This is a genomic window from Rhizobacter sp. P2_D12 (assembly GCF_056404395.1).
The window spans coordinates 1-24,526 of sequence record NZ_JBFUEB010000011.1 but is presented as its reverse complement, the minus strand read 5'-3'; the positions used below and the strand labels follow the sequence as shown (position 1 = coordinate 24,526).

The 24,526-nt window shown below is 70.2% G+C and carries 26 protein-coding genes; 14 read left to right on the top strand and 12 right to left on the bottom strand.

What is annotated here, in order from left to right; translation table 11 throughout:
• Nucleotides 1–17: 17 nt before the first annotated feature.
• Both AC1DYN_RS05315 and AC1DYN_RS05310 read right to left on the bottom strand, forming a co-directional pair.
• Nucleotides 18–1,010: a Bug family tripartite tricarboxylate transporter substrate binding protein gene (locus tag AC1DYN_RS05315; protein WP_477958068.1), complete on the bottom strand. Its 993-nt coding sequence runs from the start codon at nucleotides 1,008–1,010 to the stop codon at nucleotides 18–20.
• Complete coding sequence (locus AC1DYN_RS05310) at nucleotides 1,007–3,949, bottom strand: ATP-binding protein (protein WP_477958067.1); 2,943 nt, start codon at nucleotides 3,947–3,949, stop codon at nucleotides 1,007–1,009. Before AC1DYN_RS05310 ends, AC1DYN_RS05315 begins: the two co-directional genes overlap by 4 nt.
• Nucleotides 3,950–4,038: 89 nt before the next feature.
• On the opposite strand from AC1DYN_RS05310, the gene AC1DYN_RS05305 reads away from it, so the two are divergent.
• A complete protein-coding gene (locus tag AC1DYN_RS05305) occupies nucleotides 4,039–4,677 on the top strand; it encodes a pseudouridine synthase (protein WP_477958066.1) in 639 nt (212 codons plus the stop codon).
• A gap of 8 nt (nucleotides 4,678–4,685) precedes the next feature.
• Nucleotides 4,686–5,270 (top strand): flavin reductase family protein, encoded by a 585-nt coding sequence (locus AC1DYN_RS05300; RefSeq protein WP_477958065.1) that lies wholly within the window; start codon nucleotides 4,686–4,688, stop codon nucleotides 5,268–5,270.
• On the opposite strand, the gene AC1DYN_RS05295 is transcribed toward AC1DYN_RS05300, so the two are convergent.
• Nucleotides 5,261–5,791, bottom strand: coding sequence for a 2'-5' RNA ligase family protein (locus AC1DYN_RS05295; RefSeq protein WP_477958064.1), 531 nt, complete (start codon nucleotides 5,789–5,791; stop codon nucleotides 5,261–5,263). The genes AC1DYN_RS05300 and AC1DYN_RS05295 overlap by 10 nt on opposite strands.
• Nucleotides 5,792–5,864: 73 nt before the next feature.
• Here AC1DYN_RS05295 and AC1DYN_RS05290 point away from each other — a divergent pair, with 73 nt between their 5' ends.
• The 5 genes from AC1DYN_RS05290 (at nucleotide 5,865) to AC1DYN_RS05270 (ending at nucleotide 12,885) form a co-directional block, all read left to right on the top strand.
• Nucleotides 5,865–6,308 carry a YybH family protein gene (locus AC1DYN_RS05290; RefSeq protein ID WP_477958063.1) on the top strand — a complete coding sequence of 148 codons (444 nt, stop codon included), beginning with the start codon at nucleotides 5,865–5,867 and terminating at the stop codon, nucleotides 6,306–6,308.
• A 34-nt stretch (nucleotides 6,309–6,342) separates the two neighbouring features.
• Nucleotides 6,343–7,569: an MFS transporter gene (locus AC1DYN_RS05285; RefSeq protein WP_477958062.1), complete on the top strand. Its 1,227-nt coding sequence runs from the start codon at nucleotides 6,343–6,345 to the stop codon at nucleotides 7,567–7,569.
• A 42-nt stretch (nucleotides 7,570–7,611) separates the two neighbouring features.
• On the top strand, nucleotides 7,612–7,833 hold the full coding sequence (locus AC1DYN_RS05280; protein WP_477958061.1) for a hypothetical protein: 222 nt from the start codon (nucleotides 7,612–7,614) through the stop codon (nucleotides 7,831–7,833).
• A 132-nt stretch (nucleotides 7,834–7,965) separates the two neighbouring features.
• Complete coding sequence (locus AC1DYN_RS05275; RefSeq protein WP_477958060.1) at nucleotides 7,966–11,121, top strand: NAD(P)-binding protein; 3,156 nt, start codon at nucleotides 7,966–7,968, stop codon at nucleotides 11,119–11,121.
• Between the two features lie 63 nt (nucleotides 11,122–11,184).
• A complete protein-coding gene (locus AC1DYN_RS05270; RefSeq protein ID WP_477958059.1) occupies nucleotides 11,185–12,885 on the top strand; it encodes a GGDEF domain-containing protein in 1,701 nt (566 codons plus the stop codon).
• On the opposite strand, the gene rsgA is transcribed toward AC1DYN_RS05270, so the two are convergent.
• Complete coding sequence (gene rsgA / locus AC1DYN_RS05265) at nucleotides 12,866–13,948, bottom strand: ribosome small subunit-dependent GTPase A (protein ID WP_477958058.1); 1,083 nt, start codon at nucleotides 13,946–13,948, stop codon at nucleotides 12,866–12,868. The genes AC1DYN_RS05270 and rsgA overlap by 20 nt on opposite strands.
• Before the next feature lie 356 nt (nucleotides 13,949–14,304).
• Between rsgA and AC1DYN_RS05260 the strand changes: the two genes are divergently transcribed.
• The gene (locus AC1DYN_RS05260) at nucleotides 14,305–15,060 is read left to right on the top strand and encodes an SDR family NAD(P)-dependent oxidoreductase (protein ID WP_477958057.1); all 756 of its coding nucleotides are present in this window, start codon (nucleotides 14,305–14,307) and stop codon (nucleotides 15,058–15,060) included.
• 88 nt (nucleotides 15,061–15,148) lie between these two features.
• Here the strand turns inward: AC1DYN_RS05260 and AC1DYN_RS05255 are convergent, their stop codons facing one another.
• From AC1DYN_RS05255 to AC1DYN_RS05245, 3 genes are all read right to left on the bottom strand, one after another.
• Nucleotides 15,149–15,430, bottom strand: a complete 282-nt coding sequence (locus AC1DYN_RS05255; RefSeq protein ID WP_477958056.1) for a hypothetical protein — start codon at nucleotides 15,428–15,430, stop codon at nucleotides 15,149–15,151.
• Between the two features lie 65 nt (nucleotides 15,431–15,495).
• A complete protein-coding gene (locus tag AC1DYN_RS05250; RefSeq protein WP_477958055.1) occupies nucleotides 15,496–15,744 on the bottom strand; it encodes a hypothetical protein in 249 nt (82 codons plus the stop codon).
• 154 nt (nucleotides 15,745–15,898) lie between these two features.
• The gene (locus AC1DYN_RS05245) at nucleotides 15,899–16,648 is read right to left on the bottom strand and encodes a 2OG-Fe dioxygenase family protein (RefSeq protein ID WP_477958054.1); all 750 of its coding nucleotides are present in this window, start codon (nucleotides 16,646–16,648) and stop codon (nucleotides 15,899–15,901) included.
• A 75-nt stretch (nucleotides 16,649–16,723) separates the two neighbouring features.
• On the opposite strand from AC1DYN_RS05245, the gene trhA reads away from it, so the two are divergent.
• From trhA to AC1DYN_RS05225, 4 genes are all read left to right on the top strand, one after another.
• Complete coding sequence (trhA, locus tag AC1DYN_RS05240) at nucleotides 16,724–17,338, top strand: PAQR family membrane homeostasis protein TrhA (protein WP_477958053.1); 615 nt, start codon at nucleotides 16,724–16,726, stop codon at nucleotides 17,336–17,338.
• Nucleotides 17,335–17,829 (top strand): cupin domain-containing protein, encoded by a 495-nt coding sequence (locus tag AC1DYN_RS05235; RefSeq protein ID WP_477958052.1) that lies wholly within the window; start codon nucleotides 17,335–17,337, stop codon nucleotides 17,827–17,829. Before trhA ends, AC1DYN_RS05235 begins: the two co-directional genes overlap by 4 nt.
• Entirely contained in the window at nucleotides 17,826–18,083 is a 258-nt protein-coding gene (locus tag AC1DYN_RS05230) for a VF530 family protein (protein ID WP_477958051.1), read from the top strand. Before AC1DYN_RS05235 ends, AC1DYN_RS05230 begins: the two co-directional genes overlap by 4 nt.
• A gap of 187 nt (nucleotides 18,084–18,270) precedes the next feature.
• A complete protein-coding gene (locus AC1DYN_RS05225) occupies nucleotides 18,271–18,828 on the top strand; it encodes a porin family protein (RefSeq protein WP_477958050.1) in 558 nt (185 codons plus the stop codon).
• Nucleotides 18,829–18,858: 30 nt separating this feature from the next.
• On the opposite strand, the gene AC1DYN_RS05220 is transcribed toward AC1DYN_RS05225, so the two are convergent.
• From AC1DYN_RS05220 to AC1DYN_RS05205, 4 genes are all read right to left on the bottom strand, one after another.
• Nucleotides 18,859–19,092: an RNA-binding S4 domain-containing protein gene (locus tag AC1DYN_RS05220; RefSeq protein WP_477958049.1), complete on the bottom strand. Its 234-nt coding sequence runs from the start codon at nucleotides 19,090–19,092 to the stop codon at nucleotides 18,859–18,861.
• Nucleotides 19,089–20,072, bottom strand: coding sequence for an LLM class flavin-dependent oxidoreductase (locus AC1DYN_RS05215; RefSeq protein ID WP_477958048.1), 984 nt, complete (start codon nucleotides 20,070–20,072; stop codon nucleotides 19,089–19,091). The genes AC1DYN_RS05220 and AC1DYN_RS05215 overlap by 4 nt, the downstream gene beginning before the upstream one ends.
• Before the next feature lie 68 nt (nucleotides 20,073–20,140).
• Complete coding sequence (gene fghA, locus AC1DYN_RS05210) at nucleotides 20,141–20,989, bottom strand: S-formylglutathione hydrolase (RefSeq protein ID WP_477958047.1); 849 nt, start codon at nucleotides 20,987–20,989, stop codon at nucleotides 20,141–20,143.
• Nucleotides 20,982–22,091 carry an S-(hydroxymethyl)glutathione dehydrogenase/class III alcohol dehydrogenase gene (locus AC1DYN_RS05205; protein ID WP_477958046.1) on the bottom strand — a complete coding sequence of 370 codons (1,110 nt, stop codon included), beginning with the start codon at nucleotides 22,089–22,091 and terminating at the stop codon, nucleotides 20,982–20,984. The genes fghA and AC1DYN_RS05205 overlap by 8 nt, the downstream gene beginning before the upstream one ends.
• A gap of 306 nt (nucleotides 22,092–22,397) precedes the next feature.
• On the opposite strand from AC1DYN_RS05205, the gene AC1DYN_RS05200 reads away from it, so the two are divergent.
• Nucleotides 22,398–22,607: a cold-shock protein gene (locus AC1DYN_RS05200; RefSeq protein ID WP_047511365.1), complete on the top strand. Its 210-nt coding sequence runs from the start codon at nucleotides 22,398–22,400 to the stop codon at nucleotides 22,605–22,607.
• Nucleotides 22,608–22,687: 80 nt separating this feature from the next.
• On the opposite strand, the gene AC1DYN_RS05195 is transcribed toward AC1DYN_RS05200, so the two are convergent.
• The gene (locus AC1DYN_RS05195) at nucleotides 22,688–23,149 is read right to left on the bottom strand and encodes a BON domain-containing protein (RefSeq protein WP_477958045.1); all 462 of its coding nucleotides are present in this window, start codon (nucleotides 23,147–23,149) and stop codon (nucleotides 22,688–22,690) included.
• 158 nt (nucleotides 23,150–23,307) lie between these two features.
• On the opposite strand from AC1DYN_RS05195, the gene AC1DYN_RS05190 reads away from it, so the two are divergent.
• The gene (locus AC1DYN_RS05190; protein ID WP_477958044.1) at nucleotides 23,308–24,339 is read left to right on the top strand and encodes an NADP-dependent oxidoreductase; all 1,032 of its coding nucleotides are present in this window, start codon (nucleotides 23,308–23,310) and stop codon (nucleotides 24,337–24,339) included.
• The last annotated feature ends 187 nt before the right edge of the window (nucleotides 24,340–24,526 follow it).

Below are 24,526 nucleotides of genomic sequence, written 5' to 3'. Positions count from 1 at the left end.
GCCAGTGTCGACGATGATCAGATCGCCGTGAAGCCGACCGCCTTGACGACCCCCGCCCAGCGTTCGGAGTCGCGCCGCTGCAGGCCCGCCAGTTCGGCCGGGCTGGAACCGCTCACCTCCAGGCCCATCTGCGCGAACTCGTCGACCATCGACGGCTTCGCCAGCGCGGCCCGCAGTGCGGCGTTGGCGCGCTGCGCAGTCTCCGGGCTCGCCGCGCCGGGCAGGTAGAAGCCGAACCAGCCGTCGGCGACGATGTCCTTCAGGCCCTGCTCCACGAAGGTGGGCACCTGCGGCGCGAAGCGGCTGCGCCGGGTGCCGCACACCGCGAGCAGCCGGATGCGCCCGGCCGGCAGGTGCGGCAGCAGGTCGCCCAGCGGCGCCGACACGGCGGCCACCTGCCCGCTGCTCAGGTCCAGCACCGCAAGCTGGCTGCCGCGGTACGGCACGTGGCGCAGGTTGGCGCTGCCGGCGCGGCTGAGCATCTCGCCGACGAAATGCGGCGACGAGCCGGCCGCCGGCGAGCCGTAGCCGGCGGATTCGGGATGGGCGCGGGCCCATGCGAGGAACTCCTGCAGGGTGCCGACCGATGCGTCCACCAGCGGCCCGACCGCGAAGGCCAGATCGAAGACGCTGGCCAGCGACACCGGCACCACGTCCTTCACCGGGTCGTACTGCAGCTGCTTGTAGGTGTGCGGAAAGATCGTCAGCATCGACGACGGCGTGAGCAGCAGCGTGCTGCCGTCGGCCGGCGCGCCCCTCACGGCCAGGATGGCCAACTGCCCGCCGGCACCCGGCTTGTTGTCGACGAGGGTGGTGCGGGCATGGCTGCCGCGCAAGGCCTCGGCCACGCTGCGCGCGAGCAGGTCGGCGGTGCCGCCGGCCGCGAAGCCGACGACGATGCGCAGCGTGTCGATCGGCACCTGGGCGCGCGCGATGCGCGGCCCGACGAGGCCGGCACACGCCAGCGCGGCGGCACTGTGACGCAGGAATCGGCGACGCATCGTGTTCATGAGGTTTCTCCGGAAGTGAGGGCCAGGCTTTTCAGCACGGCGTGGATGCGCTTGAACTCGAACCGCGCCGCCATCCCCGCCAGGGCTGCGAACGTGTCGGGATCGCAGGGCCGCAGGTCCTGCAGCGCCAGCTCGATCGCCTGCACGTCGCCGTGTTCCAGCGCGCTGCGCAGGCGGGCCAGCGACGCTTGCGGCACCTGCGCCAGGCGCCGCAGGTCGAGCGCCGGCCCGTTCTCGGCCGGCAGCGGGTGTTCGTATTCGTAGCGCAGGCCCAGTTGCTGCCCGATGGCCTGCAGCAAGGCCTCCTCCTTGAAAGGCTTGGCCAGGAATTCATCGCAGCCCAGCGCCAGGAACTCGTCGCGCTGCTCGTCGAAGCTGCTCGCCGTCAGCGCGATCACGACGGTGGCGCGGCGCGGCTCGGCGGCCCGCAGGCGCCGCGTGGCCTCGCGCCCATCCATCACCGGCATGCGCATGTCCATCAGGATCAGGTGCGGCTGCCATTGCCGCCACGCGTCCAGCGCCTCCTGGCCATTGGCGGCTTCGCGCACCGCGAAACCCAGCGGCTGCAGCAGCCGCGCCAGCAGCGCCCGGCTCTCGGCCAGGTCATCGACCACCAGGATGCGCTGCTCCGGCGTGCCCGCGGCCAGCGAGATCGCGCGCCGGGGTGCGGCCGCTTCGACCGCCGCCGCGTCGGCTTCGGGCAACTGCACCGGGATCTCGAACTGCGCCGTCGTGCCCGTGCCGGGCGTGCTCGACAAGCGCAGCTCGCCGCCCATCAGCTGCACGAAGGCCCGGCTCAGCGCCAGCCCGAGGCCCGTGCCCTCGGCGGCCTGCCGCCCGGCCTGCGCCTGCATGAACGCGACGCCCAGCTGCCCCAGCTCGTGGGCCGCGATGCCCACGCCGGTGTCGGCGACGCGCCAGCGCAGGCGGCCTGCGCCGGCCGCCTGCACCGTCAGGCTCACGCGGCCGTGCGGCGTGAACTTGATTGCGTTGCTCAACAGGTTGACCAGCACCTGGCGCAGTTTCACGACATCGGCCTGCACGCGCACCGGCAGCGGCTGCACGGCCTGCACGACGAGCTGCAGGCCCTTCTGCCGAGCGCCCAGCACGAACACCTCTTCCAGCTCGTGCAGCACGGTGTGCAGGTTGAAGGTCACCAGTTGCACGCTCATGCGCCCGGCCTCGATCTTCGACAGGTCCAGCACCTGGTTCACCACCTGGTACAGGTGCTCGCCGCTGGACAGCACGGTGGCCACGTCGCGGCGCGCCCGCTCGCCCAGGGTCTCGTCGCGCAGCAGCAGGCGCGAGAAACCCAGCATCGCGTTCAGCGGCGAGCGCAGCTCGTGGCTCATGTTGGCCAGGAAGGCACTCTTGGCCCGGTTGGCCGCGGCCTCCGCGTCGGCGCGGCGCGCCTCCGATTCGGCCAGCACGCGCAGGTGCTCGGATTCGGCCTTGGCGCGCTCGGTCTCGAAGCGCACCTGCATCGCCGTGCCCAGGTCGGTCGCCTTCTTCGACTGGATGCGCATGCGCGTCGCGGCGGCGCGCCGCTCGAAGCCGAGGGCACGCGCCAGGTCGCCCACCGCTTCGTACTCGCGCGACAGGTCGCTGCACAGCTCGTCGGACACGGTCTTGCCGAGCGTGCCTTCGTCGATGGCGAGCGCCTGTTCGAGGTAGTGGATCGCCCCGCTGGCCGCCGCCGAGCCGACCGGCGGTGGCAGCCGGTGTTCGCTGGCGATCGTCGCCAGCGCCTGCAGGCAGGCGGCCTGCCGCCACCGGACGCCCGCCTTGACGTGGATCGCCAGCGCCTCCTCGGCGGCGGCGATGGCCTCATCGCGGCGTCGAAAGCGCGACAGCACGAGCGACTTGCCGCGCAGCGCGTCGGCCAGGTACCAGGTGGCGCGCCCGGCCCGGCGCTCGTTGTCCTCGGTGACCGCATACGCGTCGGCCGCGGCGGCGTATTCGCCGAGGCTGAAGCACACGTCGCCGAGCAGCGTCGACGCGATCGAATGGAAGCTGCCGGCGCGGCGCCCCAGCCCGGCCAGGCCTTCGCTCAGCAGGTCGCGCGCCGCCGCCGAGCGGCCCATCTGGTGCAGCGCCATGCTCACCCAGCTGAGGCTGAAGGCCAGCGTGGCCGGCCATTCCGTTCGCCGGGCCAGCGCGATCGCGCGCTCCGCCCAGGCCAGCGCCTGGGCCGGATCGTTCAGGCTGGCGAACGCCCGCGAGACATTGCCGGCCGCGATGATCGCCGTGCGCAGCTGGCCCGCGGCCAGCGCCAGCGAGAACGCGCGCTGGTGGCAGGCGATCTCCTGCACCAGGTCGCCGCGGAACTGGGCGAACCAGCCGTTCAGCAGCGCGATGCGCGCATCGACGCCGCCGTGGCCGGACGCGGTGGCGCCGTCGAAGACGTCGCCCCAGCGCGCGACGGCCGCCGCAGGCTCCTGCATGAACAGGCCCAGCGCGAGGCTGGCCTCGGCACAGCGTTGCCGCAGCCCGTCGCCGGCCCGGCGGTAGGCGGACTGGGCCGCGGCAAAGCACTCGCGTGCCTGCAGCGGCTCGTCGCCGTGGTACTGCAGCAGCGTCGCCAGCGCCAGCGCGACGTCGCCCACGCCGCCGAAATCGCCGACCGCCTCGAAGCGCCGTTGCGCCTGCGACAGCCAGTGCCGGGCCGCTTCCAGCTCGGCGAACAGCCATTTCGCCTCGCCCTGCACCAGGGCCAGGCGCGCCGCGCAGCGGCTCGCCTGCCGCTCAGCGGTGGTCTCACCGGCGATCAGCAGCACCTGGGCCTCGTCGGCCAGCGCCACCGCGCGCCGCGTGTCGCGCTGGCGCAGGTACCACGCCAGCGCCGTCAGCAACGGCAATCGCGCCGCTCCCTCCGCGGCCACCAGCTGCCGTTCGAGCGTTTGAACGTCCTGCTCCGACCCGAAGTAATCAAGGTCCATCGCCAAACACCGGGAAACAACGCACGAGGTATAGGCTCTTGCGCGTGCGCCCACAACGGTAAATTCGCTGCCCACCCCCCGACTCGACGATGCCCGACCCGAACCCCGACTTCCTGTACCTCGACGACACGCTGCTGGTCGTCGACAAGCCGAGCGGCCTGCTGGCCGTGCCGGGCCGCGGCGAGCAGGGCCTGGACAACCAGGCCGCCCGCGTGCAGGCCGGCTGGCCCGATGCGCTGGTGGTGCACCGGCTCGACATGTCGACCTCGGGCCTGATGCTGTTCGCCCGCGGCAAGGCGGCGCAGCGGCGGCTCAGCCACGCGTTCGCGCAGCGCGAGGTGCACAAGCAGTACGTCGCGGTGGTCGACGGGCTGGTCGCGGCCGACGCCGGAGAGATCGACCTGCCGCTGCTCGCCGACTGGCCGAACCGGCCGAAGCAGAAAATCGATTTCAGCGACGGCAAGCCGGCGTTGACGCGCTGGCGCGTGCTCGAGCGCGACGCGGCAGCGCGCACCACGCGGCTTGCGCTGGAGCCGGTCACCGGCCGCTCGCACCAGCTGCGCGTGCACCTGCTGGCCATCGGCCATGCCATCGTCGGCGATGCGCTGTATGCGCCGGCCGAAGCCCTTGCGAAGGCGCCGCGATTGCTGCTGCACGCACAATCGCTGCGGCTGCCGCACCCGGTCGACGGCCGCGAGCTGCGCTTCCACTCCCCTGCCCCCTTTTGACATGCGCCATGCGTGAACCCGTCGAACTCGCCAAGTGCTACCGCCTGCTGAACCACGGCCCCACGGTGCTGGTCAGTGCCGCACATGGCGGGCAGCGCAACATCATGGCGGCGGCCTGGTCGATGCCGCTGGATTTCGATCCGCCCAAGGTCGCGGTGGTGATCGACAAGACCACCTTCACGCGCGGCCTGGTCGAAGGCTCGTCCAGCTTCGCGCTGAACGTGCCGACGCGCGCACAGGCCGAGGCGACGCTGGCGGTCGGCGGCATCTCGGCGCGAGAGTTGCCGGCCGGACAGGACAAGTTCGATGCCTTCGGCCTGGACGTCTTCGCGGGCAGCCGCATCGAGGCGCCGCTGCTCGAAGGCTGCGCGGCCTGGCTCGAATGCCGGCTGCTGCCGGAGCCGCACATCCAGGCGACGTACGACCTGTTCCTCGGCGAGGTGGTGGCGGCCTGGGCCGATCCGCGGCTGTTCGCGAACGGGCATTGGCGCGACGATGCGGACGAGCGGACGCTGCATTACATCGCCGGCGGGCGCTTCTTCAGCACGGGCGAACCGTTCGACGCACGAGCAACGCCACGCCGTCAGGGGTAGCGGTAGACCGCGTCGTAGTACGTCGGCCGCACCGGCATCGATTCGATCAACGCATAGCCACCCACCTGCCACGGGATGTCCGCGCGCCAGTGCGGCAGCGTCAACCCGTTCGCCTGGTAGGCCAGCGTCACGTGCGGCGTGAAGGCCTGGCGCAGCAATGGCAGGCCGAGCCCCTGCAGCGCAAGGCCCAGCCGCTCGTGCAGCTCGGCCAGCGCGCGCGGCACGCTCCCCGGCCGCAGCACCGCGATGTGTCCCGACCACAGGTCCGGCTGCTGCAGCCGCAGCTCGAACGGCTCGAACGGCACGTTCAGCCCCTGCACCCAGCTGCCCATCTGCGCGCGCGGCAGCTCGCCCAGGAAATGCAGCGTCACGTGCAGCCGGTCCTGCGGCACCGGCGAGGTACCGGCCGGCCAGTCCCAGGTACCGCGGTAGTCGTCGATGGCCTGCGCGGTGGCCTCGTCGGGCAGCAACCCGAGGAACAGCCGCGCCAGCGTGGGCGGCGTGGGGGAGGTCTCGTCCATGAACCCGAGCATACGCACAGGCACCGCGCCAGCCGTAACATGCCGGTTCCGCCCGACGCCCAGAAGGCCCCCGATGCTGCACCTGCGCACGACGCTGCTGCTGACCCTTGCCCTGTCGCTGGCCGGCTGCGCCTCTGCGCCACCGGTCCGCCGCGCCACCCTCGAACATCAGGTCGCCGACACCGAGCGCGCCTTCGCGCAGACCATGGCCGACCGCGACCACGCCGGCTTCACGCGCTTCCTCGCCGACGACACCGTGTTCTTCTCCGGCCCCACGCCGCTGCGCGGCAAGGCCGCCGTCGCCGCCGGCTGGAAGCGCTTCTACGACGGCGCCACGGCGCCGTTCTCGTGGCGGCCCGACAAGGTCGCGGTGCTCGATTCCGGCCAGCTCGCGCTCAGCACCGGCCCGGTGTTCGACCCCGACGGCAAACCGGTCTCGAGCTTCACGTCGGTGTGGCGCCAGGAATCGCCGGGCGTCTGGCGCATCGTCTTCGACAAGGGCTGCAACTGCCCCTGACCGCCACCCCTCCTCCGTCCCGAGCCCGCCCTTCGTGTCGTCCACCCTCCCCGCCTCCGTCTCCCTGTTCTCCCTGCCCGCCTTCATGCGCTTCTGGTATGCGCGCATCGCCGCGACGATGGCCAACCAGATGCTGATGATCGCCGTCGGCTGGGAGATGTACGCCCTGACCGGCAGCGCCTGGGACCTGGGCCTGGTCGGGCTGCTGCAGTTCCTGCCGGCGCTGCTGCTGACGCTGGTGGCCGGGCACGTGGCCGACCACCACGACCGCAGCCGCATCCTCGCCGGCTGCATGGCGGTGCAGCTGGCGATCGCGGGCCTGCTGGCCGCCGCGACCCACGGCCACTGGGCGAGCCGCGAGCTGTTGCTGCTGCTGTCGATCGCGATCGGCTGCGCCAAGGCCTTCCAGATGCCGGCGCAGCAGTCGATGGTGCCGCTGCTGGTGCCGGCGCACACGCTGCCTCGCGCGATGGCCTTCAGCTCCGGCGGCATGCAGGCCGCGATCATCGGCGGGCCGGCGCTCGGCGGTTTCATCTACGTGGCCGGTGCCGACGTGGTGTACGCGGTGTGCGCGGCGCTGTTCCTGCTCGGCGGCGTGCTGTTCCTGCGCATCGGCCACCCGCACGTGCCGCCGCCCAAGGAGCCGGTGACGATCGCCACCGTGCTGGCCGGCGTGCGCTTCATCTGGAACCGCCCGGTGGTGCTGGGCGCCATCTCGCTCGACCTGTTCGCCGTGCTGCTGGGCGGYGCCACCGCGCTGCTGCCGATCTTCGCGAAGGACGTGCTGCATGTCGGCCCGTGGGGGCTGGGCCTGCTGCGCGGCGCACCGGCGGTCGGCGCGCTCGCGATGTCGGTGGCGCTGACGCGCTGGCCGATCGAGCGGCGCGCCGGCCATGCCATGTTCGCGGCGGTCGCGGTGTTCGGCCTGTCGACGCTGGCGTTCGCGCTGTCGAGCGTGTTCCTCGTCTCGCTGTTCGCGCTGTGGGTCAGCGGCGCGGCCGACATGGTGAGCGTCGTGATCCGCCAGACCCTGGTGCAGCTCGAAACGCCGAACGAGATGCGCGGACGCGTCAGCGCGGTCAACTCGATCTTCATCGGCGCGTCCAACCAGCTCGGCGAGTTCGAGTCCGGCGCCACCGCGGCGCTGTTCGGGCCGATCGGCTCGGTGCTGCTGGGCGGCTTCGGCACGCTGGTGGTGGCGGGCCTGTGGATGAAGATGTTTCCGGCGCTGGCGCAGCGACAACGGCTTACCGGCGACTGACGGCGTCCTGAGACAATCCCGGCCTGCCGTACTGGAACCCCGATGAAGCCCTGGATCTTGATCGCGGCACTCGCCGTCGTCCCACCGCTGGCCCTGCTGGCCCTCTGGTTCGCGCGCCGCCGTGCCGCACAGCGCATGCGCCTGAACGCCCCGGTGTCGCTGCCGGGGCTGCCGCAGCCGGTCGCTCCGGCGCGGCGTTTCCGCGGCGGCGGCGCGCCCGCCACCGGCTGGCCGTCGACGCTGACCGGGCTGCACCACGACTGACCCGCGCCTGGCGATTTTCGAGATACCCCCATCGCGAAAACCGATGGGATGCACGCGTTCGTGAAATCCTGCCGTCCCCTGTTCGGGTGACAAGACGTGACTTATCCGACATCGCGGTAATACTTCGGGCCCATGACCGATGCCCGCAACCGCCCCGACTTCATCTACCCCGGCGGCTCGCCGCTGATGCACCCGCCGCTGCAGCTGAACCGCTCCCGGATGTACGGCTTCTTCGTGCACGGCGACGTCGCGAGGATGCAGGCCACGGTGGACCAGACGCTGACGGCCGTGGCCGGCGGCACGATGAGTTTCAAGGTGCTGTCGCCGTTCGTGATGCTGACCTTCACGCAGGTGCAGCATGCGCAGTCGGCCTGGCCGTCGGACGCCGCCAAGGGCTGGGGCGAGGAGACCGACATCGTCACCTGGGTCATGGTCGGCCAGGTGCCGGCCGGCCAGGCGGGCGTGAGCCGCGTGTTCTTCTACCCGTGCCACATCTGGGTCGACGACTGCATGGCGCTGATCAACGGGCGCGAGCTGTTCGGCTACCCGAAGTACGAGTGCGAGTACACGATGCCGGCCGAAGGCCAGCCGGCCACCCGCTTCACGCTGGCCGCGAAAGGCTTCCAGCCCTTCAGCCCCGACTCGCGGCTGCAGACGCACCCGCTGCTGGAAGTGCAGGCTGCCGGTGGCAACAAGCTCGCCAAGGACCTGGACGACCTGCCCGAGCTGATCGAGCAGGCGATCGAGCTGCTTGCCGCCAACCTGCCCGGCTTCCTGTCGCTCGACAAGGCCGGCTGGGAGCAGGTCGCGCAGATGCTGCGCAGCCCGAACGTCGCGCAGATCTTCTTGAAGCAACTGCCCGATGCCGCCGGCCTCAAGGCCGTCTACCAGGCGCTGGTCGCCGCACCGGCCACGGTGAAGGCGGTGCGCAAGGTGCAACTGCTCGGCGACGAGTACCAGTGCGTGCTGCACCCGTTCGCGAGCTTCCCGCTCGACCGGACGCTGGGCCTCGCGCTCGGTGCGCAGCCGGCCATCATGCCCTTCCACATCGACATGGATTTCGAGGTGCCGGCCGGCGAAGAGCTGTACGACAACTCGCGCATCGCGCCGAAGAAGATCGCGATCCTGGGCGGCGGCGTCGCGGCGATGACCGCGGCCTTCTACCTGACCGACCGTCCGGGCTGGCAGAACCAGTACGAGATCACCGTCTGGCAGATGGGCTGGCGCCTGGGCGGCAAGGGCGCGAGCGGGCGCAATGCGGCGCTCGGCCAGCGCATCGAGGAGCACGGCCTGCACATCTGGTTCGGCTTCTACGACAACGCCTTCAAGACCATGCAACGCGCCTATGCGCTGCTCGACCGGCCCGAGGGCGCGCCGCTGCGCACCTGGCGCGACGCCTTCAAGCCGCAGCAGTTCATCACGCTGACCGAGCAGGTGAAGGGCGAATGGCGGCTGTGGCCGATCCAGACGCCGGCCATGCCGGGCGAGCCGGGCGACGGCACCGAGACCCTCGACCTGTGGCAGATCGTGCAGGTCGGCTACGAATGGATCAAGCAGTGGCTCGGTGAGCTGAAGGATGCCGATGTCCATGGGGCTGCCGCGGCGCACCACGCCCTCGACACCGAGACCCACGCCGGCAGCTGGCTGCACCGCCTGGCCGAGCACGTCGAGAACGACGTGATGGCGCTGTGCAGCGACGTCGGCGTGGCCTTCGCCGCGCTGCAGCGCTTCAGCGCCGAGCTGCCGGCCGCGCTGGCCGACCACGCGCCCGAGCACCACCTGCTGCAGTCGAGCGCGCTCAAATGCGTGCGCACCTGGCTGCACGCCCGCTTCGGCGACCTGCTGCAGGACAACAGCCTCGGCGACGACCTGCGCCGCCTCTACATCTGCGCCGACCTCGGCCTGACCAGCATCATCGGCATGATCGAGGACGGCGTGCTGACGCGCGGCTTCGACGTCATCAACGACGAGGACTTCCAGGCCTGGCTGACACGCCACGGCGCGAACCCGCAGGTCACCGTGCAGTCGGCACCGGTGGTCGGCTTCTACGACCTGGTGTTCGCCTACGAGGACGGCAACTTCGACAAGCCGAACATCGAGGCCGGCACCATGCTGCGCGGCATGCTGCGCGTGGCCTTCGACTACCACGGCGCCATCATGTGGAAGATGCAGGCCGGCATGGGCGACACGGTGTTCACGCCGTTCTACCAGCTGCTGCAACAGCGCGGCGTGAAGTTCGAGTTCTTCCACAAGGTCGACGAGCTGCTGCCCGATGCGTCGGGCCGGCAGGTCGGCGAGATCCGCATGACGCGCCAGGCCGCGCTGGCCGACCCGGCACAGGGCTACGACCCGCTGGTCGACGTGGACGGGCTGGCCTGCTGGCCGAGCGCGCCGCTGTATGGCCAGCTCGATACGGCGCAGGCCGCGCTGCTGCGCCGGCATGGCATCAACCTCGAATCCAACTGGAGCGACTGGCCCGAGGTGTACCAGCAGGCTTTCGGCGCACCGTTGCCGACGCGCACGCTGAAGCTCGGGGCCGACTTCGACCAGGTGATCTTCGGCATCTCGGCCGCGTCGGTCGCGCAGCTGTGCCCGCAGCTGGTGGCACGCAGCCCGGCGCTGGCCGCGTCGTGCCAGCACGTGAAGGCGGTCGCGACCCAGGCCTACCAGGTGTGGCTGAACCAGGACCTGCACCAGATCGGCTGGAAGACCTTTGCGCCGGACGGCCAGGCCCCGGTGCTCAGCGCCTTCAGCGAGCCCTTCGACACCTGGGCCCCGATGGACCAGCTGCTGTGCCGCGAGAGCTGGCCGCCCGGCATCGCGCCGAAGAACGTCTCGTACTTCTGCAGCGCGTTGCCGCTGGCGAGCTACCCGCCATACACCGACCATGCCTTCCCGAAGCGCATGGCCGAGCAGGTGAAGGCGGGCGCGATCGAGCAGCTGCAGCGGCGCATCGGCGCGCTGTGGCCGCAGGCCGCCACCGCCGAGGGCTTCCGCTGGCCGCTGCTGGTCGACCCGACCGACGCCAACGGCGTCAAGCGCTTCGACAGCCAGTACTGGCGCGCCAACGTCGACCCGTCGGAGCGCTACGTGCTGTCGGTGGTGGGCAGCAGCCGCCACCGGCTCGCGACCGACGGCACCGGCTTCGCCAACCTGTTCGTCACCGGCGACTGGATCCGCACCGGGCTGAACGCCGGCTGCGTCGAGGCGGCGACGATGGCGGGCATGCAGACCTCGCGGGCGATCTGCGGACATCCGGAGGTGATCGTCGGTCGCAGTGACGTCTGAAATGGACGTTTAAGAAGTTTTCAAGGCCGGTGTCGGATGCTTGTTGTTACAGTCGACCCGCTCATGAGTCTGCCCTTCCGCTCCGCGACGCGCCGCCGCCTCAGCTGGTGGGCCGTCGCCTGCGTGGCCTGGCTGCTGGCCGCCGGGACGGCCTGCGCGCAGACGCCGCTGTCGCCCACCGAGCCGGTCGAGCTGACCCGTGTCGGCCAGTTCTACCTCGCCGATGCGAACGAGGAGCCGCCCGACGTCGACGGCCTCGCCGCCTGGCTGGCGCGCAAGACGCCGGTGCCGCACGTCGGGCTGCTGGGCGGGCACTACTGGTTCCACGCGACGGTGCGCAACGACGCCAGCACCACGCAGTGGGTGATCGACCCGCATGCCAGCCTGATGGAGCACGTCGGCGGCTGGATCTACGTCGGCAGCCAGCCGCCGCAGACCTTCGTGACCGGCTACGAGGCCGACACGCCGTACATGCTGCACTACGGCAGCGACATCCAGCTGCCGCAGGGCAGCTCGGCCCACGTGCTGCTGCGCATCGACAGCCGCTACTTCGCGCGCCTGCCCGGCATCGACATCCAGGCCAAGGCCGACTACCGGCGCACCGTGATCTCGGAGAACGTGCTGGCGCTGTTCTCGCTCGGCGCGTTGCTGACGCTGGCGCTCTACAACGTGTTCATGTTCCTCGGCACGCGCGACAAGGCGCTGCTGTACTACGCGCTGTACCTGCTGGCCGCGACCGCCGGCTGGGGCCTGACCTTCCACCTGCCGGCGCAGTGGCTGGGCTGGCACGGCCTCGAATGGCACTACCTGCCGTTCTTCCTGATGGTGGTGTTCAACACCCTCTTCTACATCGAGTTCCTGCAGCTGCGCGAGGCCGCGCCGCGGCTCGCCGCGCTCGGCTATGCCAACCTGGTGCTGGCGCTGGTGCTGCTGCCCAGCTGCTTCATCGCGATGTCGTGGGCGCACACGCTGGCCACCATCGTGATCTCGATCTCGCTGACGCTGGCGCTGGTGGCCGGCCTGCTGCGGCTGTGGTCGGGCTACCTGCCGGCGCGCTACTTCCTGGCCGCCTTCCTCGCGCTGCTGCTGCCGGCGCTGATCATCCTGCCGGCCAACCTGGGGCTGAGCCAGGACATGGTGCGCAACCCGGAGCTGATCACGCTGCTGGGCAGCACGGCCGATGCGATCCTGCTGGCCTTCGCGCTGGCCGACAAGATCCGGCTGCTGGCGATCGAGAAAGACGGCTACCTGAGCCAGCTGCACCGCGCGCTCGACCAGGCCAGCACCGATTCGCTGACCGGCATCGGCAACCGCCACGCCTTCGACCGCGCGCTGGCGGCACTCACCGAGGCCGATTCGTCGGCCGGGCTGATGCTGGTGATGATCGACCTCGACGGGCTCAAGCGCATCAACGACGAGCGCGGCCATGCGCACGGCGATGCGCTGCTGTGCGAGTTCTCGCGCCAGCTGAAGACCTTGCGCGAGCGCGGCATGACGGTGTTCCGCCTCGGCGGCGACGAGTTCGCGGTGCTCGGCAACATGCAGCACGAGGACGACACCCGCGCCGACATGCGCCGCTTCGAGGAGCGGCTGCATGCGGCCGGCTTCGACGGCTGCGGCATCAGCTTCGGCATCGCGTTCGGCTCCGAGATCACCTCGAGCAGCCAGTTGCTGATCCATGCCGATGCGCGCATGTACCGCCACAAGTCGACCAAGCGCACCGACGTGGCGGCACCGGCCGGCTTCAATCCTCGCCGCGCTTGAGCTTCATGCGCTGGCGCGCCGAACGTCCGCGCGCCTTCCATTCCGACAGCTGCTGGTGGCGCTCGAACACCGTCAGCGTGTCGCGCCGAACCTCGCGCAACAGCTTGTGGTAGTTGCGCACGCGGTCGGCACCGACGCCTTCGCGCACCGCGCAGCCGGGTTCGTCTTCGTGCCGGCAGTCGCGGAAGCGGCACTGCAGCGCGAGCTGCGCGATGTCGCCGAAGCTGAGCGCGAGGCGTGCCTCGTCGGTATCGGGCCGCAGCGTGCGCAGCCCCGGCGTGTCGATCACGCAGGCGCCGCCGGGCAGCCGGTGCAGCGAGCGCGACGTGGTGGTGTGCTTGCCGCGGCTGTCGTGCTCGCGCACCGCGCCGGTGTCCTGCACCGCGGTACCGGCCAGCGTGTTGGTCAGCGTCGACTTGCCGGCACCGGACGAGCCCATCAGCACCACCGTCTGGCCGGGAGACAACCACGGCTGCAGTGCCTGCGCGGCCGCGGGGCTGCGGCCGTTGACGGCCAGCAGGTCGACGCTGGCCGGCAGGCGGCCGCGCAACTGGGCGCGGGCTGCGTCCAGCACCTGCGGCGTCACCGCATCGGCCTTGGTCAGCACGACCACCGGCAGCACGCCGCTGCCCTGCACCAGGATCAGGTAGCGCTCCAGGCGGCGCGGGTTGAAGTCGTCGTCCAACCCCATCACCAGCAACGCGGTGTCGACGTTGCTGACGACCGGGTGGCGGCGGCCATCGGCGTCGCGCCGGGCGATGTGCGACAGCGGCGGCACGCGCTCGTGCACCCAGCCCTGGCCATGGCCGTCATCGGCGACGAACACCCAGTCGCCGACGGCCAGGCCGGTGCCGTCGTCGTCCAGTGCGCGCACCAGCCGCGGCAGCACGCGGGCGGCGTGCGATCGAAGGCCGTCGTGCAGTTCGACGGTCTCGCGGTGCACCTCGGTCAGGCGCATCAGGCGCCATGAGGTGTCGGGGATTTCAGGGAAGGTGGCGGCCTGCAAGGCCATCGCGGGCGTCAGCCCCATCGAGCGCAAGCGCTCGACATCGATCTCGATCATGGTGGGTTCGGACTTTCATCATCGCGGCCGGCGCACGCGCCGAGCCAGGCGCCCTGGGCGGCTCAAGCCGTCCAGGGCCACGAAGGAAGAAAGCTGTGCCGCGGGCCGCAGAAGTCGTTGCGAGGCCGGTGCGGGCGGTCGGAACCCGAAGAAGGGGTCGATCAGCGCAAGCAGGTCTTGCGGGCCGTGCACAGCGGGAGGGCAATATCGATCTTTCTCATTGCGTGGTCTCCTTGTGCAGTGCCGCAAGCGGCGGGGTGGATCGGGGCGCGAAGTGTGGCACGGCGCGCGATGCGGCGTCAATCAACGCAACAAATCGGCGCGACAATGCGCCCTTCTGGTCTGGAGGCGTTGGGATGATCCGATCGCTCTACATCGTCACCGGCGCATCGCGCGGGATGGGCGCCGCGATGGCCGAACAGCTGCTCGCGCCCGGCACGCAGCTGCTGTGCATTTCGCGGCGCACCAGCGAGGCGCTGGCCTTGAAGGCCGGCACCAGCGGCGCCCGCTGCGAGCAATGGGCGATGGACCTGGCGACGCCGCTGCCGGTGGCGCACCGGTTGTCGGCCTGGCTGGCGCAACTCGACCACACCGGTTTCGACACCGCGACGCTGATCAACAACGCCGGCGTGGTGACGCGCGCCGGGCCGCTCGGCCACGTCGACGGCACCGACGTGTCGAATGCATTGCGGGTGGGGCTGGAGGCGCCCTTGCTGCTGACCGCGGCCTTCCTGCGCGCGACACTGGCCTGGCCGACGCGGCGCCGCGTGCTGCAGATTTCGTCCGGCCTCGGCCGACGCGCGATGGCCGGGCAGTCGATCTACTGCGCCGCGAAGGCGGGGCTGGACCATGCTGCGCGGGCCATCGCGCTCGACGAGGCGGCGCAGCCGAACGGCGCGAAGATCGTCTCGCTGGCGCCCGGCGTGATCGACACCGAGATGCAGGCCCGGCTGCGCGACAACCCGGCCGACGGCTTTCCCGACCGGGAGCATTTCATCAACCTGCAGCGCAACGGCAGCCTCAGCTCGCCGGCCGACGCCGCGGCGCGCGTGCTGGCCTGGCTGGACCGCGCCGACTTCGGCAGCCAACCGGTGGCCGACGTCCGGGAATGACCACCCCTCGCCCGGCGGGTACGCCGGCCGATCCCCCAAGGGGATGCGGGCCGGCTTGGGGCGGCCCGGCGCTCGGCCCGCCCCGGGATCAGGAACGGTCGAGCTGACGCGGGGCGGCGGGCACTTCGCGCGCCTCGACGTCGACCACGTCGGCGTTGTCCGCGCGCCGCGAGAAGCCACCGAACGGCTGGCGCGGATCGACCTTGAAGCGCCGCACCTGCGGGCGCCGGCCGCGCAGCAGGGCCCAGACGATGAAGACGGTGGTGAGCACCAGGCCCAGCAGCAGCAGCCCGAGCGCGAACAGCGCGCCGATCAGCAGGGCGGCCAGGCGAATGATGAAAGCGAAAACTCGGCGGAAGATCGTGGACAAGCGGCACCTCGTTGGCGAGCCGGCATTATCGGGCCGGCTGCCGTTGCAGGGTCTTTGGCTTCGCTTCAGCCGCGGCTGCCGCGGATCGTGCGGACCAGTTGGGCCAGCAGCGTCTCTTGCGGCTGCTGGCGCTTGCCGACCACCACCACTTCGGGCAGCAGCACCACCGGGGCCTTCTTGCCGACCACCGTGACGGCCGGCAGCACGATGACGCGGGTGGCGGCGGCCGGAGCCGCTTCGCCGGCCTGGGCGATGAAGCCAGCGCAGAGGGTGGCGATGATCAGGGTGGCTTGGGTCAGGCGGGTGGCGTTCATGTCGGGCTCCAGTCGGTGATTTGTTCGTCGATGGAGCCAGTATCGGCAGCGTCGCCGGCGCTTCCCAGCGGATTGCGACGAAACGGCCGGTCGCCGGGCTGAAGTGCAGCCACGCGGGACGATCCGCAGCCCGGAAGCCATCCCGGGCAGGGGTTCAGGCCGGCCCCTGGAACCCGCGCGACCGGAAGGTCAGCACCAGCGTATCCCGGTGCGCCGCCGCCTGCGCCTCGACCGACAACGGCTGGATCGGCGTGCTCTCGTGGATCACGCGTTCGTCGTCCAGCATCAGCGTGGTCCAAGGCTCGCTCATCGTGAAGCGGATGCCCTGCGGGCCGTCGGCCTCGAACACCCGCGTCTCGCCGCCCTTCACGCCCTGGCGGCCGACCAGCAGCACCGCGACGAAGTCGACGCCATCGCGGTGCGCGCCCTCCGGCGTCGGCCGGCCGATGCCGTCGGTGGTGTCGATGCGGAACTGGTGCGCCTCGACGTACCAGGGCTGCGCGCCCTTCAGCTCGCTGCAGGCGGCGGCCATCTGCCGCAGCAGCCGGCCCCACACCGCGTGCCCGACGACCTCGGGCGACATCGGCTCGAACCAGCGCTCCAGGCCGCCGTGCAGCGCGTTGTAGGCCACCGGCTGCCAGTGCGCGCGGTGCGGCGCCTGCACCAGCGCGTCGCCCTCGACGACGAAGCAGGAATGGCGGCGCCGCCGGTAGCGCCCACCGTCGCGCAGGTAGCCGTCGGGCGGCAGGTCGTTCCACGACGCTTCCAGCGCCTGCAGCTCGGCCGGGCGGGCCGACAGCCAGTTGCACAGCCCGTGCGGGCTGATCACCGCGTGGCCCTTGACGCGCAGGTCGGGCACGAGTTGCGAGGGTGTGACGTAGGGAGGCTGCATGCGTTCGGTCATGCCGCGATGATGCCAGCGCGGCAACGGGCTTTGCGCGCCGCTATGCTTGCGGCCTGCACCACGAGGGAGAACCTGATGTACCACGGTGAGCGTTTCAACAGCTTCACCCACCTGGCCGGCCTGCTGCTGGCCATCGGCGGAGGCGCCTGGCTGATCACGCAGTCGGCGCTGCACGGCGATGCCTGGCAGGTCGTCGGCGCCAGCATCTTCGCCGCGACGATGATCCTGCTGTATGGCGCGTCGACGCTGTACCACAGCGTGCGCGGCGCCGCCAAGCGCGTGCTGGTCAAGTTCGACCACTGCGCCATCTACCTGCTGATCGCCGGCACCTACACGCCGTTCGCGCTGGTCACGCTGCGCGGGCCCTGGGGCTGGTCGCTGTTCGGCGTCGTGTGGGGGCTGGCGGTGCTGGGCATCGTGAAGGAGCTGAGCCTGGGCCGCGAGCGCGTGCCATCGGTGCCGCTGTACGTGGCCATGGGCTGGCTGGCGCTGATCGCCGCGGTACCGCTGGTGCGCGAGCTGCCGCTGGCAGCGCTCGCCTGGCTGGTGGCCGGCGGGTTGTTCTACACCGGCGGCATCGTGTTCTATGCCAACGACGAGCGCTGGCGCCATGCGCACGGCGTGTGGCACCTGTTCGTGCTGGCCGGCACCGCCTGCCACTTCGTCACCGTGATGCTGTACGTCGCATGAGCATTCATCCGCGTGTGGCCGGGTTGATCGAGCAACTGCAGCTGCAGCCGCATCCCGAGGGCGGTCATTACCGCGAGTTCTTCCGCTCCGCCGCCGGCGTGGCGCCGGGCGACGGCCGGTCCGCACGCAGCGCACTGACGAGCATCGACTTCCTGCTGGCGCGCGGGCAGTTCAGCGCCTGGCACCGCGTGCTGTCGGACGAGGTGTGGCACCTGCTCGAGGGCGGCCCGCTGCGGCTGTGGCTGATGCCGCCGTCGCTGGGCCGCATCGAGTCGGTGGAACTGGCGCCGGTCAGCCGGCGCAGCCAGCCGCGCTTCACGGTGCCGGCGCACTGGTGGCAGGCCGCCGAGCCGCTGGGCGAGTTCGCCTACGTCGGCGCGACCGTCGGGCCGGGCTTCGATTTCGCGGACTTCGCGTTCCTGCGCGACCACCCCGATGCGGTCGCCGCGGTGCAATCGATCCAGCCCGAACTGGCAAGGCTCGCACGATGAGCACGCCCACCCAACCGCGCAACCCGCTGCACGGCCTCACGCTCGAGGCGCTGCTGAACGAACTGGTCGCGCACTACGGCTGGGCAGGCCTGGCCGAACGCATCCAGCTGCGCTGCTTCAGCATCGAGCCCAGCATCTCGTCGAGCCTGAAGGTGCTGCGCAAGACCCCGTGGGCGCGCGAAAAGGTCGAGAGCCTGTACCTCTTCATGTTGCGCGAAAGAGACCGCGCCGCGCGCTCCAACGCGCCGCGCTGAGCAGCGGCCTTCGAGGCCTATTCCGCACTGAAGTTCCCATTCTTGGGGCAACTACTACATCACGTTGCAGCGGGCCAAGAAACTTCACCTTCGAGGGGTGTCGCGTTCACATCCGGGGTCGATCCTGCACCTCTGTCGGAAAGCTTTATCCGGCATTCCCTACTGAAGAGAAAGCAGGAGTAGATCCATGAACCAACTCAGCACGAAACTCATCCTCGCCTCGGCCGCCTCGCTGATGGCGCTCGCAGCGCACGCGCAATCGCAGCCCCTGCAACCCGGCCCGTACATCGGCGGCAGCCTCGGGACGACGCGCTTCCACGGCCCGGACGTCGGCGGCATCGACACCGACAAGACGGACACCGGCGGCAAGCTGTACGGCGGCTACCAGTTCACGCCGAACTTCAGCCTCGAAGGCGGCTACGTGGGCCTGGGCAAGTACAGCAGCAGCGCGAGCGAGCTGAAGCTCAACAACGGCGTATTCCTCGATGCGGTCGGCACCTTCCCGGTGGCCACCGACTTCTCGCTGCTGGGCCGCGTCGGCGTCTACAACGGCAAGGCCGACCGCACCGTCAACGGCGTCAACGACAGCGAGCGCGGCACCGACATCAAGTACGGTGCCGGCGTGCAGTACGACCTGTTCAAGAACACGTCGATCCGCGGCGAATGGGAACGCTACCGCGTGAAGGCGCTGGACATCAAGGAGAACACCGACATGTTCTCCGTCGGCCTGAACTACCGCTTCTGAGCTAAGGCAAACCCCGGATTGGCATCCGGGCTACGTGACATCCGGGGTTGGCGACAACACCCGGATGCGCGTGCCGGTGACGCGGACCACCTGCCCCGCCCTCACCTTGCAGGTCTTGCGCAGCTCGGTCTGCCCGTCGACCTCGACCTTGCCCTCGGCCACGAGGGTCTTGGCGGCGCCGCCGCTGTGGCTCACGCCGGTGGCCTTCAGCAGGGCATCGAGCGGGATGAAGTCGCCGCGCAGTTCGAAATCGATCAGGTTCATCCGCCGAATTCTCGCGCGATCAGCGCATACGAATGACGGCGCACCGCCGGATCGTGCGCCCAGGTGTTGATCACCAGCTCGTCCAGTTCCAGCTCATCGGCCAGCGCCCGCAGCTTGTCGGCCACCTGCCGCGCGCTGCCGACGAAGGCCTTGCGGCGCATCGGCTCGATGGTGGCCATCTCGTCGGGCGTGAAGCCGCGCGCGGCCACCTGGTCGGGCGATTGCAGCGGGCCGAGCATGCCGCGGTTGCGGTCGACGCGCCAGCGTTCGCGGCTCAGTGCGTGGTGCAGTGCCTCGGCCTCGGTGTCGGCCGCCAGCGCCCAGACGCAGACGGTGGCCAGCGGGCGCGGATGGCGCTCGCTCGACTGGTACAGGCGGCGGTAGAGCTCGAGCGCCTGCTCGGCGCCCTGCCCGTCGGTGAAGAAGTACGCGAAGGCATACGGCAGGCCGAACTGCGCCGCCATCTGCGCGCCGTAGTCGGAGCTGCCGAGGATCCACAGTTCGGGTGCCACGTCGCCGCGCGGGTGCGCGGTGATGCCGCGGTGGCGCAGGCCGGCGGTCCAGGCCTGCAGGTCGCGCACCTGCTCGGGGAAATGCTCGGCCGTGCCGTAGGTGTGCGGGTTCAGCGCCTGCGCGGTGCGCATGTCGCCGCCCGGCGCGCGGCCGACGCCCAGGTCGATGCGGCCCGGTGCCAGCGCCTCGAGCACGCGGAACTGCTCGGCCACCTTCAACGCCGCATAGTGCGGCAGCATCACGCCGGCGCTGCCGATGCGGATGCGCGTGGTGCGCGCGGCGATGGCCGCCATCAGGATCTCGGGCGCGCTACCGACGATGGTCGGCAGGCTGTGGTGCTCGCTGACCCAGAAGCGGTGGTAGCCCAGGCCTTCGACGTGCTGGGCGAGCGCGAGGGTGTCGCGGATGGCGGCGTCTTCGCCCAGGCCGCTGAGGGCCACGGATTGATCGAGAACAGACAGCTTCATGTGCTTGGCTCGTAGCCCGGATGCCAATCCGGGTGCATTGGGGCGGCCGCCCCGGATGGGCATCCGGGCTACAGCGCCTTGGCGTGGTGCGCGATGTGATCGGCAACGAAGGTCGCGATGAAGTAGTAGCCGTGGTCGAAACCGACGTGCCGCCGCAAGGTCAATGGCTGCCCGGCGGCCACGCAGGCCGCTTCGAACCGCTCGGGGTGCAACTGCGTCGCAAGGAATTTGTCCGCCAGGCCCTGGTCGATCAACAGCGCAGGCGCGCGTGCGCCGGCCTTCACCAGTTCCGTCGCGTCGTGCGTCGCCCAGGCCGCGCGGTCGTCGCCGAGGTAGCCGCCGAAGGCCTTCTGGCCCCACGGTGCCTGCATCGGCGCCGCGATCGGCGCGAAGGCCGAGACGCTGCGGAACAGCTGCGGGTGCTTCAGTCCCAGCGTCAGCGCGCCATGGCCGCCCATCGAGTGGCCGAACAGGCCGAGGCGGCCGGTGTCCGCGGCGAACTGTTCGGCGATGACGGCCGGCAGCTCTCGCACCAGGTACGAGGCCATGCGCCAGTGCGTGCGCCACGGCGCCTCGGTGGCATCGAGGTAGAAGCTCGCGGCGGTACCGAAATCCCAGTCGGCATCGGCACCGGCAACGCCGGTGTTGCGCGGGCTGGTGTCGGGCGTCACCAGCATCAGCCCGTGCCGCGCCGCATGCTGCTGCGCGCCGGCCTTGATCGCGAAGGTCTGTTCGTTGCACTCCAGCCCGGCCAGGTACACCAGCACCGGCACGCGGCCCGATGCCGCCTGCGGCGGCGTGAACACGCCGAAGCGCATCGGCAGCCCGATCTCGGCCGACGCATGCTCGTGGAAGCTCTGCACACCGCCGAAGCAGGCGTGGGCGGACAAGGTCTTCACGCGCGGCGCGTCAGTCATACACGACCACGGAGCGGATCGACTCGCCCCGCTTCATCAGCTCGAAGCCGTGGTTGATGTCCTGCAGCGCCAGCCTGTGCGTGATCAGCTCGTCGATCTTCAGCTTGCCGTCCATGTACCAGTCGACGATCTTCGGCACGTCGGTGCGGCCGCGCGCGCCGCCGAAGGCCGAGCCTTTCCAGACCCGGCCGGTGACGAGCTGGAACGGCCGCGTCGCGATCTCCTGGCCGGCGCCGGCGACGCCGATGACGATGCTCTGGCCCCAGCCCTTGTGGCAGCACTCSAGCGCCTGGCGCATCGTSKTCRYGTTGCCGATGCACTCGAAGCTGTAGTCGGCGCCGCCRTCGGTCAGCTGCACGATCGCGTCGACCACGTTGTCGACGTCGCGCGGGTTGATGAAGTGCGTCATGCCGAAGCGGCGCGCCATCGCCTCGCGCGCCGGGTTCAGGTCGATGCCGATGATCCTGTCGGCGCCGACCATCTTGGCGCCCTGGATCACGTTCAGGCCRATGCCGCCCAGGCCGAACACGACGACGTTCGCGCCGGCCTCGACCTTGGCGGTGAAGATCACSGCRCCGAYGCCGGTGGTSACGCCGCAGCCGATRTAGCAGAYCTTGTCGAAYGGCGCRTCGGKGCGSAYCTTCGCCAGSGCGATCTCSGGCACCACGATGTGGTTGCTGAAGGTCGAGGTGCCCATGTAGTGCAGGATCGGCCGACCATCGATCGAGAAGCGGCTGGTCGCGTCCGGCATCAGCCCCTTGCCCTGCGTGCCGCGGATCAGCTGGCACAGGTTGGTCTTGCGCGACAGGCAGAACTTGCACTGCCGGCATTCGGGCGTGTACAACGGGATCACATGGTCGTCGCGCCGAAGCGACGTGACGCCCGGGCCGACCTCGAGCACCACGCCCGCGCCCTCGTGGCCGAGGATGGCCGGGAACAGGCCTTCCGGGTCGGCGCCCGACAGCGTGAACTCGTCGGTATGGCAGATGCCGCTCGCCTTCACCTGCACCAGCACCTCGCCGGCGCGCGGCGGCGCCAGGTCCACCGTCTCGATGCTCAAGGGCTGGCCGGCTTGCCACGCCACGGCGGCTCGTGTCTTCATGTGGGCTCCTCGCACCTGGGGTCGTCGGACATCCGGCGGATTGTGCGGCGCCGCGGCTGGGGCCGTGTCGTGTCGTGTGGAAACACCGTCGCCAGCGCCGATTCTCTCCACACTGTGCAGAATGTCCTGACCCGTGGTGTATATTCGACGCACAGGTATACGCAAGGCTGTGGTTGTGAGTGATCTTTTGCGACGCCGTGCTGGTTCCAGCCCGGTTCTGTTGAAATCCCCGAATAACTCTTGAGTGTCTCTGCATGCGTCAGCATGGTGCTGCCGCATTACTTTTGATAGAAATAGGACTCGTCCATGACGACGCAAACCGGTACCGTGAAGTGGTTCAACGAGAGCAAGGGCTACGGCTTCATCGCTCAAGATGCGGGCGGCGCTGACCTGTTCGCCCACTTCCGTGACATCCAGGGCAATGGCTTCAAGACGCTGCTGGAAAACCAGCGCGTGGAATTCGAAGTGAAGCAAGGCCAGAAGGGCCTGCAAGCCGCGAACATTCGCGTGCTGTGATGCGGCGCAGGGCCTGAACGCCCTGCTCCACGAGAAACGCGGCCTCCGGGCCGCGTTTTGCTTTGTCGCGACGGATCGCGTCAGCGCTTGGCCTGCACGGCCTCCACCGCCAGCTTGTTGTCGACGCCGTTCACGCCCTTGACGGCCATCGCGATGCGCTCGGCCCGCTGGCGCGCCTCCTCGCTCGGTGCCGCGCCGTACAGCGACACGTGACCCGCCTTGGTGTCGACGTTGATGCGCAGCGCGCTCAGGTCCGGGTCTTTCGCGATGTCGGCATTGATCGACGCGGTGATCGCGCCGTCGCTGATCGACTGTCCGATCTGCGAGCTGCCGTCCTGGCTCGCCTGCGACGCATCGCGGGCGGCGGCCTTGACCTCGTCGACCGACTGCTTCGCGTTCTGCTTCACCTGCTGCGCCGCCTGCTCGGCCGACGAGACGGCCGAATCGAGCTTCTGCCCGACCGTCCGGTTGTCGTTCGAATCGCAACCCGCCAGGGCCACCAGGGCCGCCGCGGCGCACACCATCCACACGGGCTTGCTCATCATCGTTCTCCTGCAGGTTCTGCTGTTCGAGACGACTGTAGGTTCGCGCCTGTGAGCGCCCTGTCGGCACGCCGCCCGATCGGCTGTCGGACAGGGCCGACATCGGCGCTACCATCGCCGGCACAGACCCGAAACGGCCCTTCACAGGAGACAGCGCGATGCCCAACGACCTGGTCAACCAGCAGATCCGACTCGCCGCCCGCCCGGTCGGCATGCCCACGCGCGACAACTGGCAGTTCACGCGCGAACCGGTCGCCGAGCCCGAGGCCGGCGGCGTGCTCGTCAAGACGACCTACCTGTCGCTCGACCCCGCGATGCGCGGCTGGATGAACGAAGGCAAGAGCTACATCCCGCCGGTCGGCCTCGGCGAGGTGATGCGCGCCGGCGGCATCGGCACCGTGGTCGCGTCGAAGAGCCCGGCCTTCGCGGTGGGCGACACCGTCAGTGCGACGCTCGGCGTGCAGCAGTACTGCCTGATCCCCGAGGCCGGCATCCGCCGCCAGGGGCTGTTCAAGATCGACCCGCGGCTGGGCACGCCGATGCAATGGCTGAACGTGCTGGGCATGCCGGGCATGACGGCCTACTTCGGCCTGCTCGACGTCGGCCAGCCGAAGGCCGGCGAGACGGTGGTGGTCTCGGGCGCCGCCGGCGCGGTCGGCCAGACCGTCGGCCAGCTGGCCAAGGCCAAGGGCCTGCGTGCCGTCGGCATCGCCGGCGGGCCGGCCAAGTGCGAATGGGTGGTCAAGGAACTCGGCTTCGACGCCTGCATCGACTACAAGGCCGGCGCGGTGAAGGACGGCCTGAAGGCGCACTGCCCGCAGGGCGTGGACATCTACTTCGACAACGTCGGCGGCGAGATCCTCGACACCGTGCTGACGCGCATCAACCGGCACGCGCGCATCGTGATCTGCGGCGCGATCAGCCAGTACAACAACACGGCGCCGGTCAAGGGTCCCGCCAACTACCTGTCGCTGCTCGTCAACCGGGCGCGCATGGAAGGCATGGTGGTGTTCGACTACGCCGACCGCTATCCGGTGGCGGTGGCCGAGCTCGCCGGGCTGCTGCAGTCGGGCCGCATCAAGAGCCGCGAAGACCTGGCCACCGGCCTCGACAACTTCCCCGAGGCCTTGCTGAAGCTGTTCAACGGCGAGAACTTCGGCAAGCTGGTGCTGCAGGTCGCCGCAACCTGAGACCTGAGGGGAACAACTGTCTCATCGGGCAACTTCGCTGGACGCCCGATGCAATCGGCTCAACACTTGCCGTCCATGGCAGCGCCCGATGAGCCCGTCCCCAGCCCCATGCCCCCCGCGGCTGCGCAGGCGCTGCTGGCCGCGAGCTCGGACTGGCTGCTGGTCCTCGGCGACGACGGTCGCATCG

What these genes read in the sequence shown, in the direction of transcription:
- AC1DYN_RS05315 (WP_477958068.1), bottom strand. Translation starts at nt 1,010, where the DNA reads ATGAACACGATGCGTCGCCGATTCCTGCGTCACAGTGCCGCCGCGCTG.
- AC1DYN_RS05310 (WP_477958067.1), bottom strand. Translation starts at nt 3,949, where the DNA reads ATGGACCTTGATTACTTCGGGTCGGAGCAGGACGTTCAAACGCTCGAA.
- AC1DYN_RS05305 (WP_477958066.1), top strand. Translation starts at nt 4,039, where the DNA reads ATGCCCGACCCGAACCCCGACTTCCTGTACCTCGACGACACGCTGCTG.
- AC1DYN_RS05300 (WP_477958065.1), top strand. Translation starts at nt 4,686, where the DNA reads ATGCGTGAACCCGTCGAACTCGCCAAGTGCTACCGCCTGCTGAACCAC.
- AC1DYN_RS05295 (WP_477958064.1), bottom strand. Translation starts at nt 5,791, where the DNA reads ATGGACGAGACCTCCCCCACGCCGCCCACGCTGGCGCGGCTGTTCCTC.
- AC1DYN_RS05290 (WP_477958063.1), top strand. Translation starts at nt 5,865, where the DNA reads ATGCTGCACCTGCGCACGACGCTGCTGCTGACCCTTGCCCTGTCGCTG.
- AC1DYN_RS05280 (WP_477958061.1), top strand. Translation starts at nt 7,612, where the DNA reads ATGAAGCCCTGGATCTTGATCGCGGCACTCGCCGTCGTCCCACCGCTG.
- AC1DYN_RS05275 (WP_477958060.1), top strand. Translation starts at nt 7,966, where the DNA reads ATGACCGATGCCCGCAACCGCCCCGACTTCATCTACCCCGGCGGCTCG.
- AC1DYN_RS05270 (WP_477958059.1), top strand. Translation starts at nt 11,185, where the DNA reads ATGAGTCTGCCCTTCCGCTCCGCGACGCGCCGCCGCCTCAGCTGGTGG.
- rsgA (WP_477958058.1), bottom strand. Translation starts at nt 13,948, where the DNA reads ATGATCGAGATCGATGTCGAGCGCTTGCGCTCGATGGGGCTGACGCCC.
- AC1DYN_RS05260 (WP_477958057.1), top strand. Translation starts at nt 14,305, where the DNA reads ATGATCCGATCGCTCTACATCGTCACCGGCGCATCGCGCGGGATGGGC.
- AC1DYN_RS05250 (WP_477958055.1), bottom strand. Translation starts at nt 15,744, where the DNA reads ATGAACGCCACCCGCCTGACCCAAGCCACCCTGATCATCGCCACCCTC.
- AC1DYN_RS05245 (WP_477958054.1), bottom strand. Translation starts at nt 16,648, where the DNA reads ATGACCGAACGCATGCAGCCTCCCTACGTCACACCCTCGCAACTCGTG.
- trhA (WP_477958053.1), top strand. Translation starts at nt 16,724, where the DNA reads ATGTACCACGGTGAGCGTTTCAACAGCTTCACCCACCTGGCCGGCCTG.
- AC1DYN_RS05235 (WP_477958052.1), top strand. Translation starts at nt 17,335, where the DNA reads ATGAGCATTCATCCGCGTGTGGCCGGGTTGATCGAGCAACTGCAGCTG.
- AC1DYN_RS05230 (WP_477958051.1), top strand. Translation starts at nt 17,826, where the DNA reads ATGAGCACGCCCACCCAACCGCGCAACCCGCTGCACGGCCTCACGCTC.
- AC1DYN_RS05225 (WP_477958050.1), top strand. Translation starts at nt 18,271, where the DNA reads ATGAACCAACTCAGCACGAAACTCATCCTCGCCTCGGCCGCCTCGCTG.
- AC1DYN_RS05220 (WP_477958049.1), bottom strand. Translation starts at nt 19,092, where the DNA reads ATGAACCTGATCGATTTCGAACTGCGCGGCGACTTCATCCCGCTCGAT.
- AC1DYN_RS05215 (WP_477958048.1), bottom strand. Translation starts at nt 20,072, where the DNA reads ATGAAGCTGTCTGTTCTCGATCAATCCGTGGCCCTCAGCGGCCTGGGC.
- fghA (WP_477958047.1), bottom strand. Translation starts at nt 20,989, where the DNA reads ATGACTGACGCGCCGCGCGTGAAGACCTTGTCCGCCCACGCCTGCTTC.
- AC1DYN_RS05200 (WP_047511365.1), top strand. Translation starts at nt 22,398, where the DNA reads ATGACGACGCAAACCGGTACCGTGAAGTGGTTCAACGAGAGCAAGGGC.
- AC1DYN_RS05195 (WP_477958045.1), bottom strand. Translation starts at nt 23,149, where the DNA reads ATGAGCAAGCCCGTGTGGATGGTGTGCGCCGCGGCGGCCCTGGTGGCC.
- AC1DYN_RS05190 (WP_477958044.1), top strand. Translation starts at nt 23,308, where the DNA reads ATGCCCAACGACCTGGTCAACCAGCAGATCCGACTCGCCGCCCGCCCG.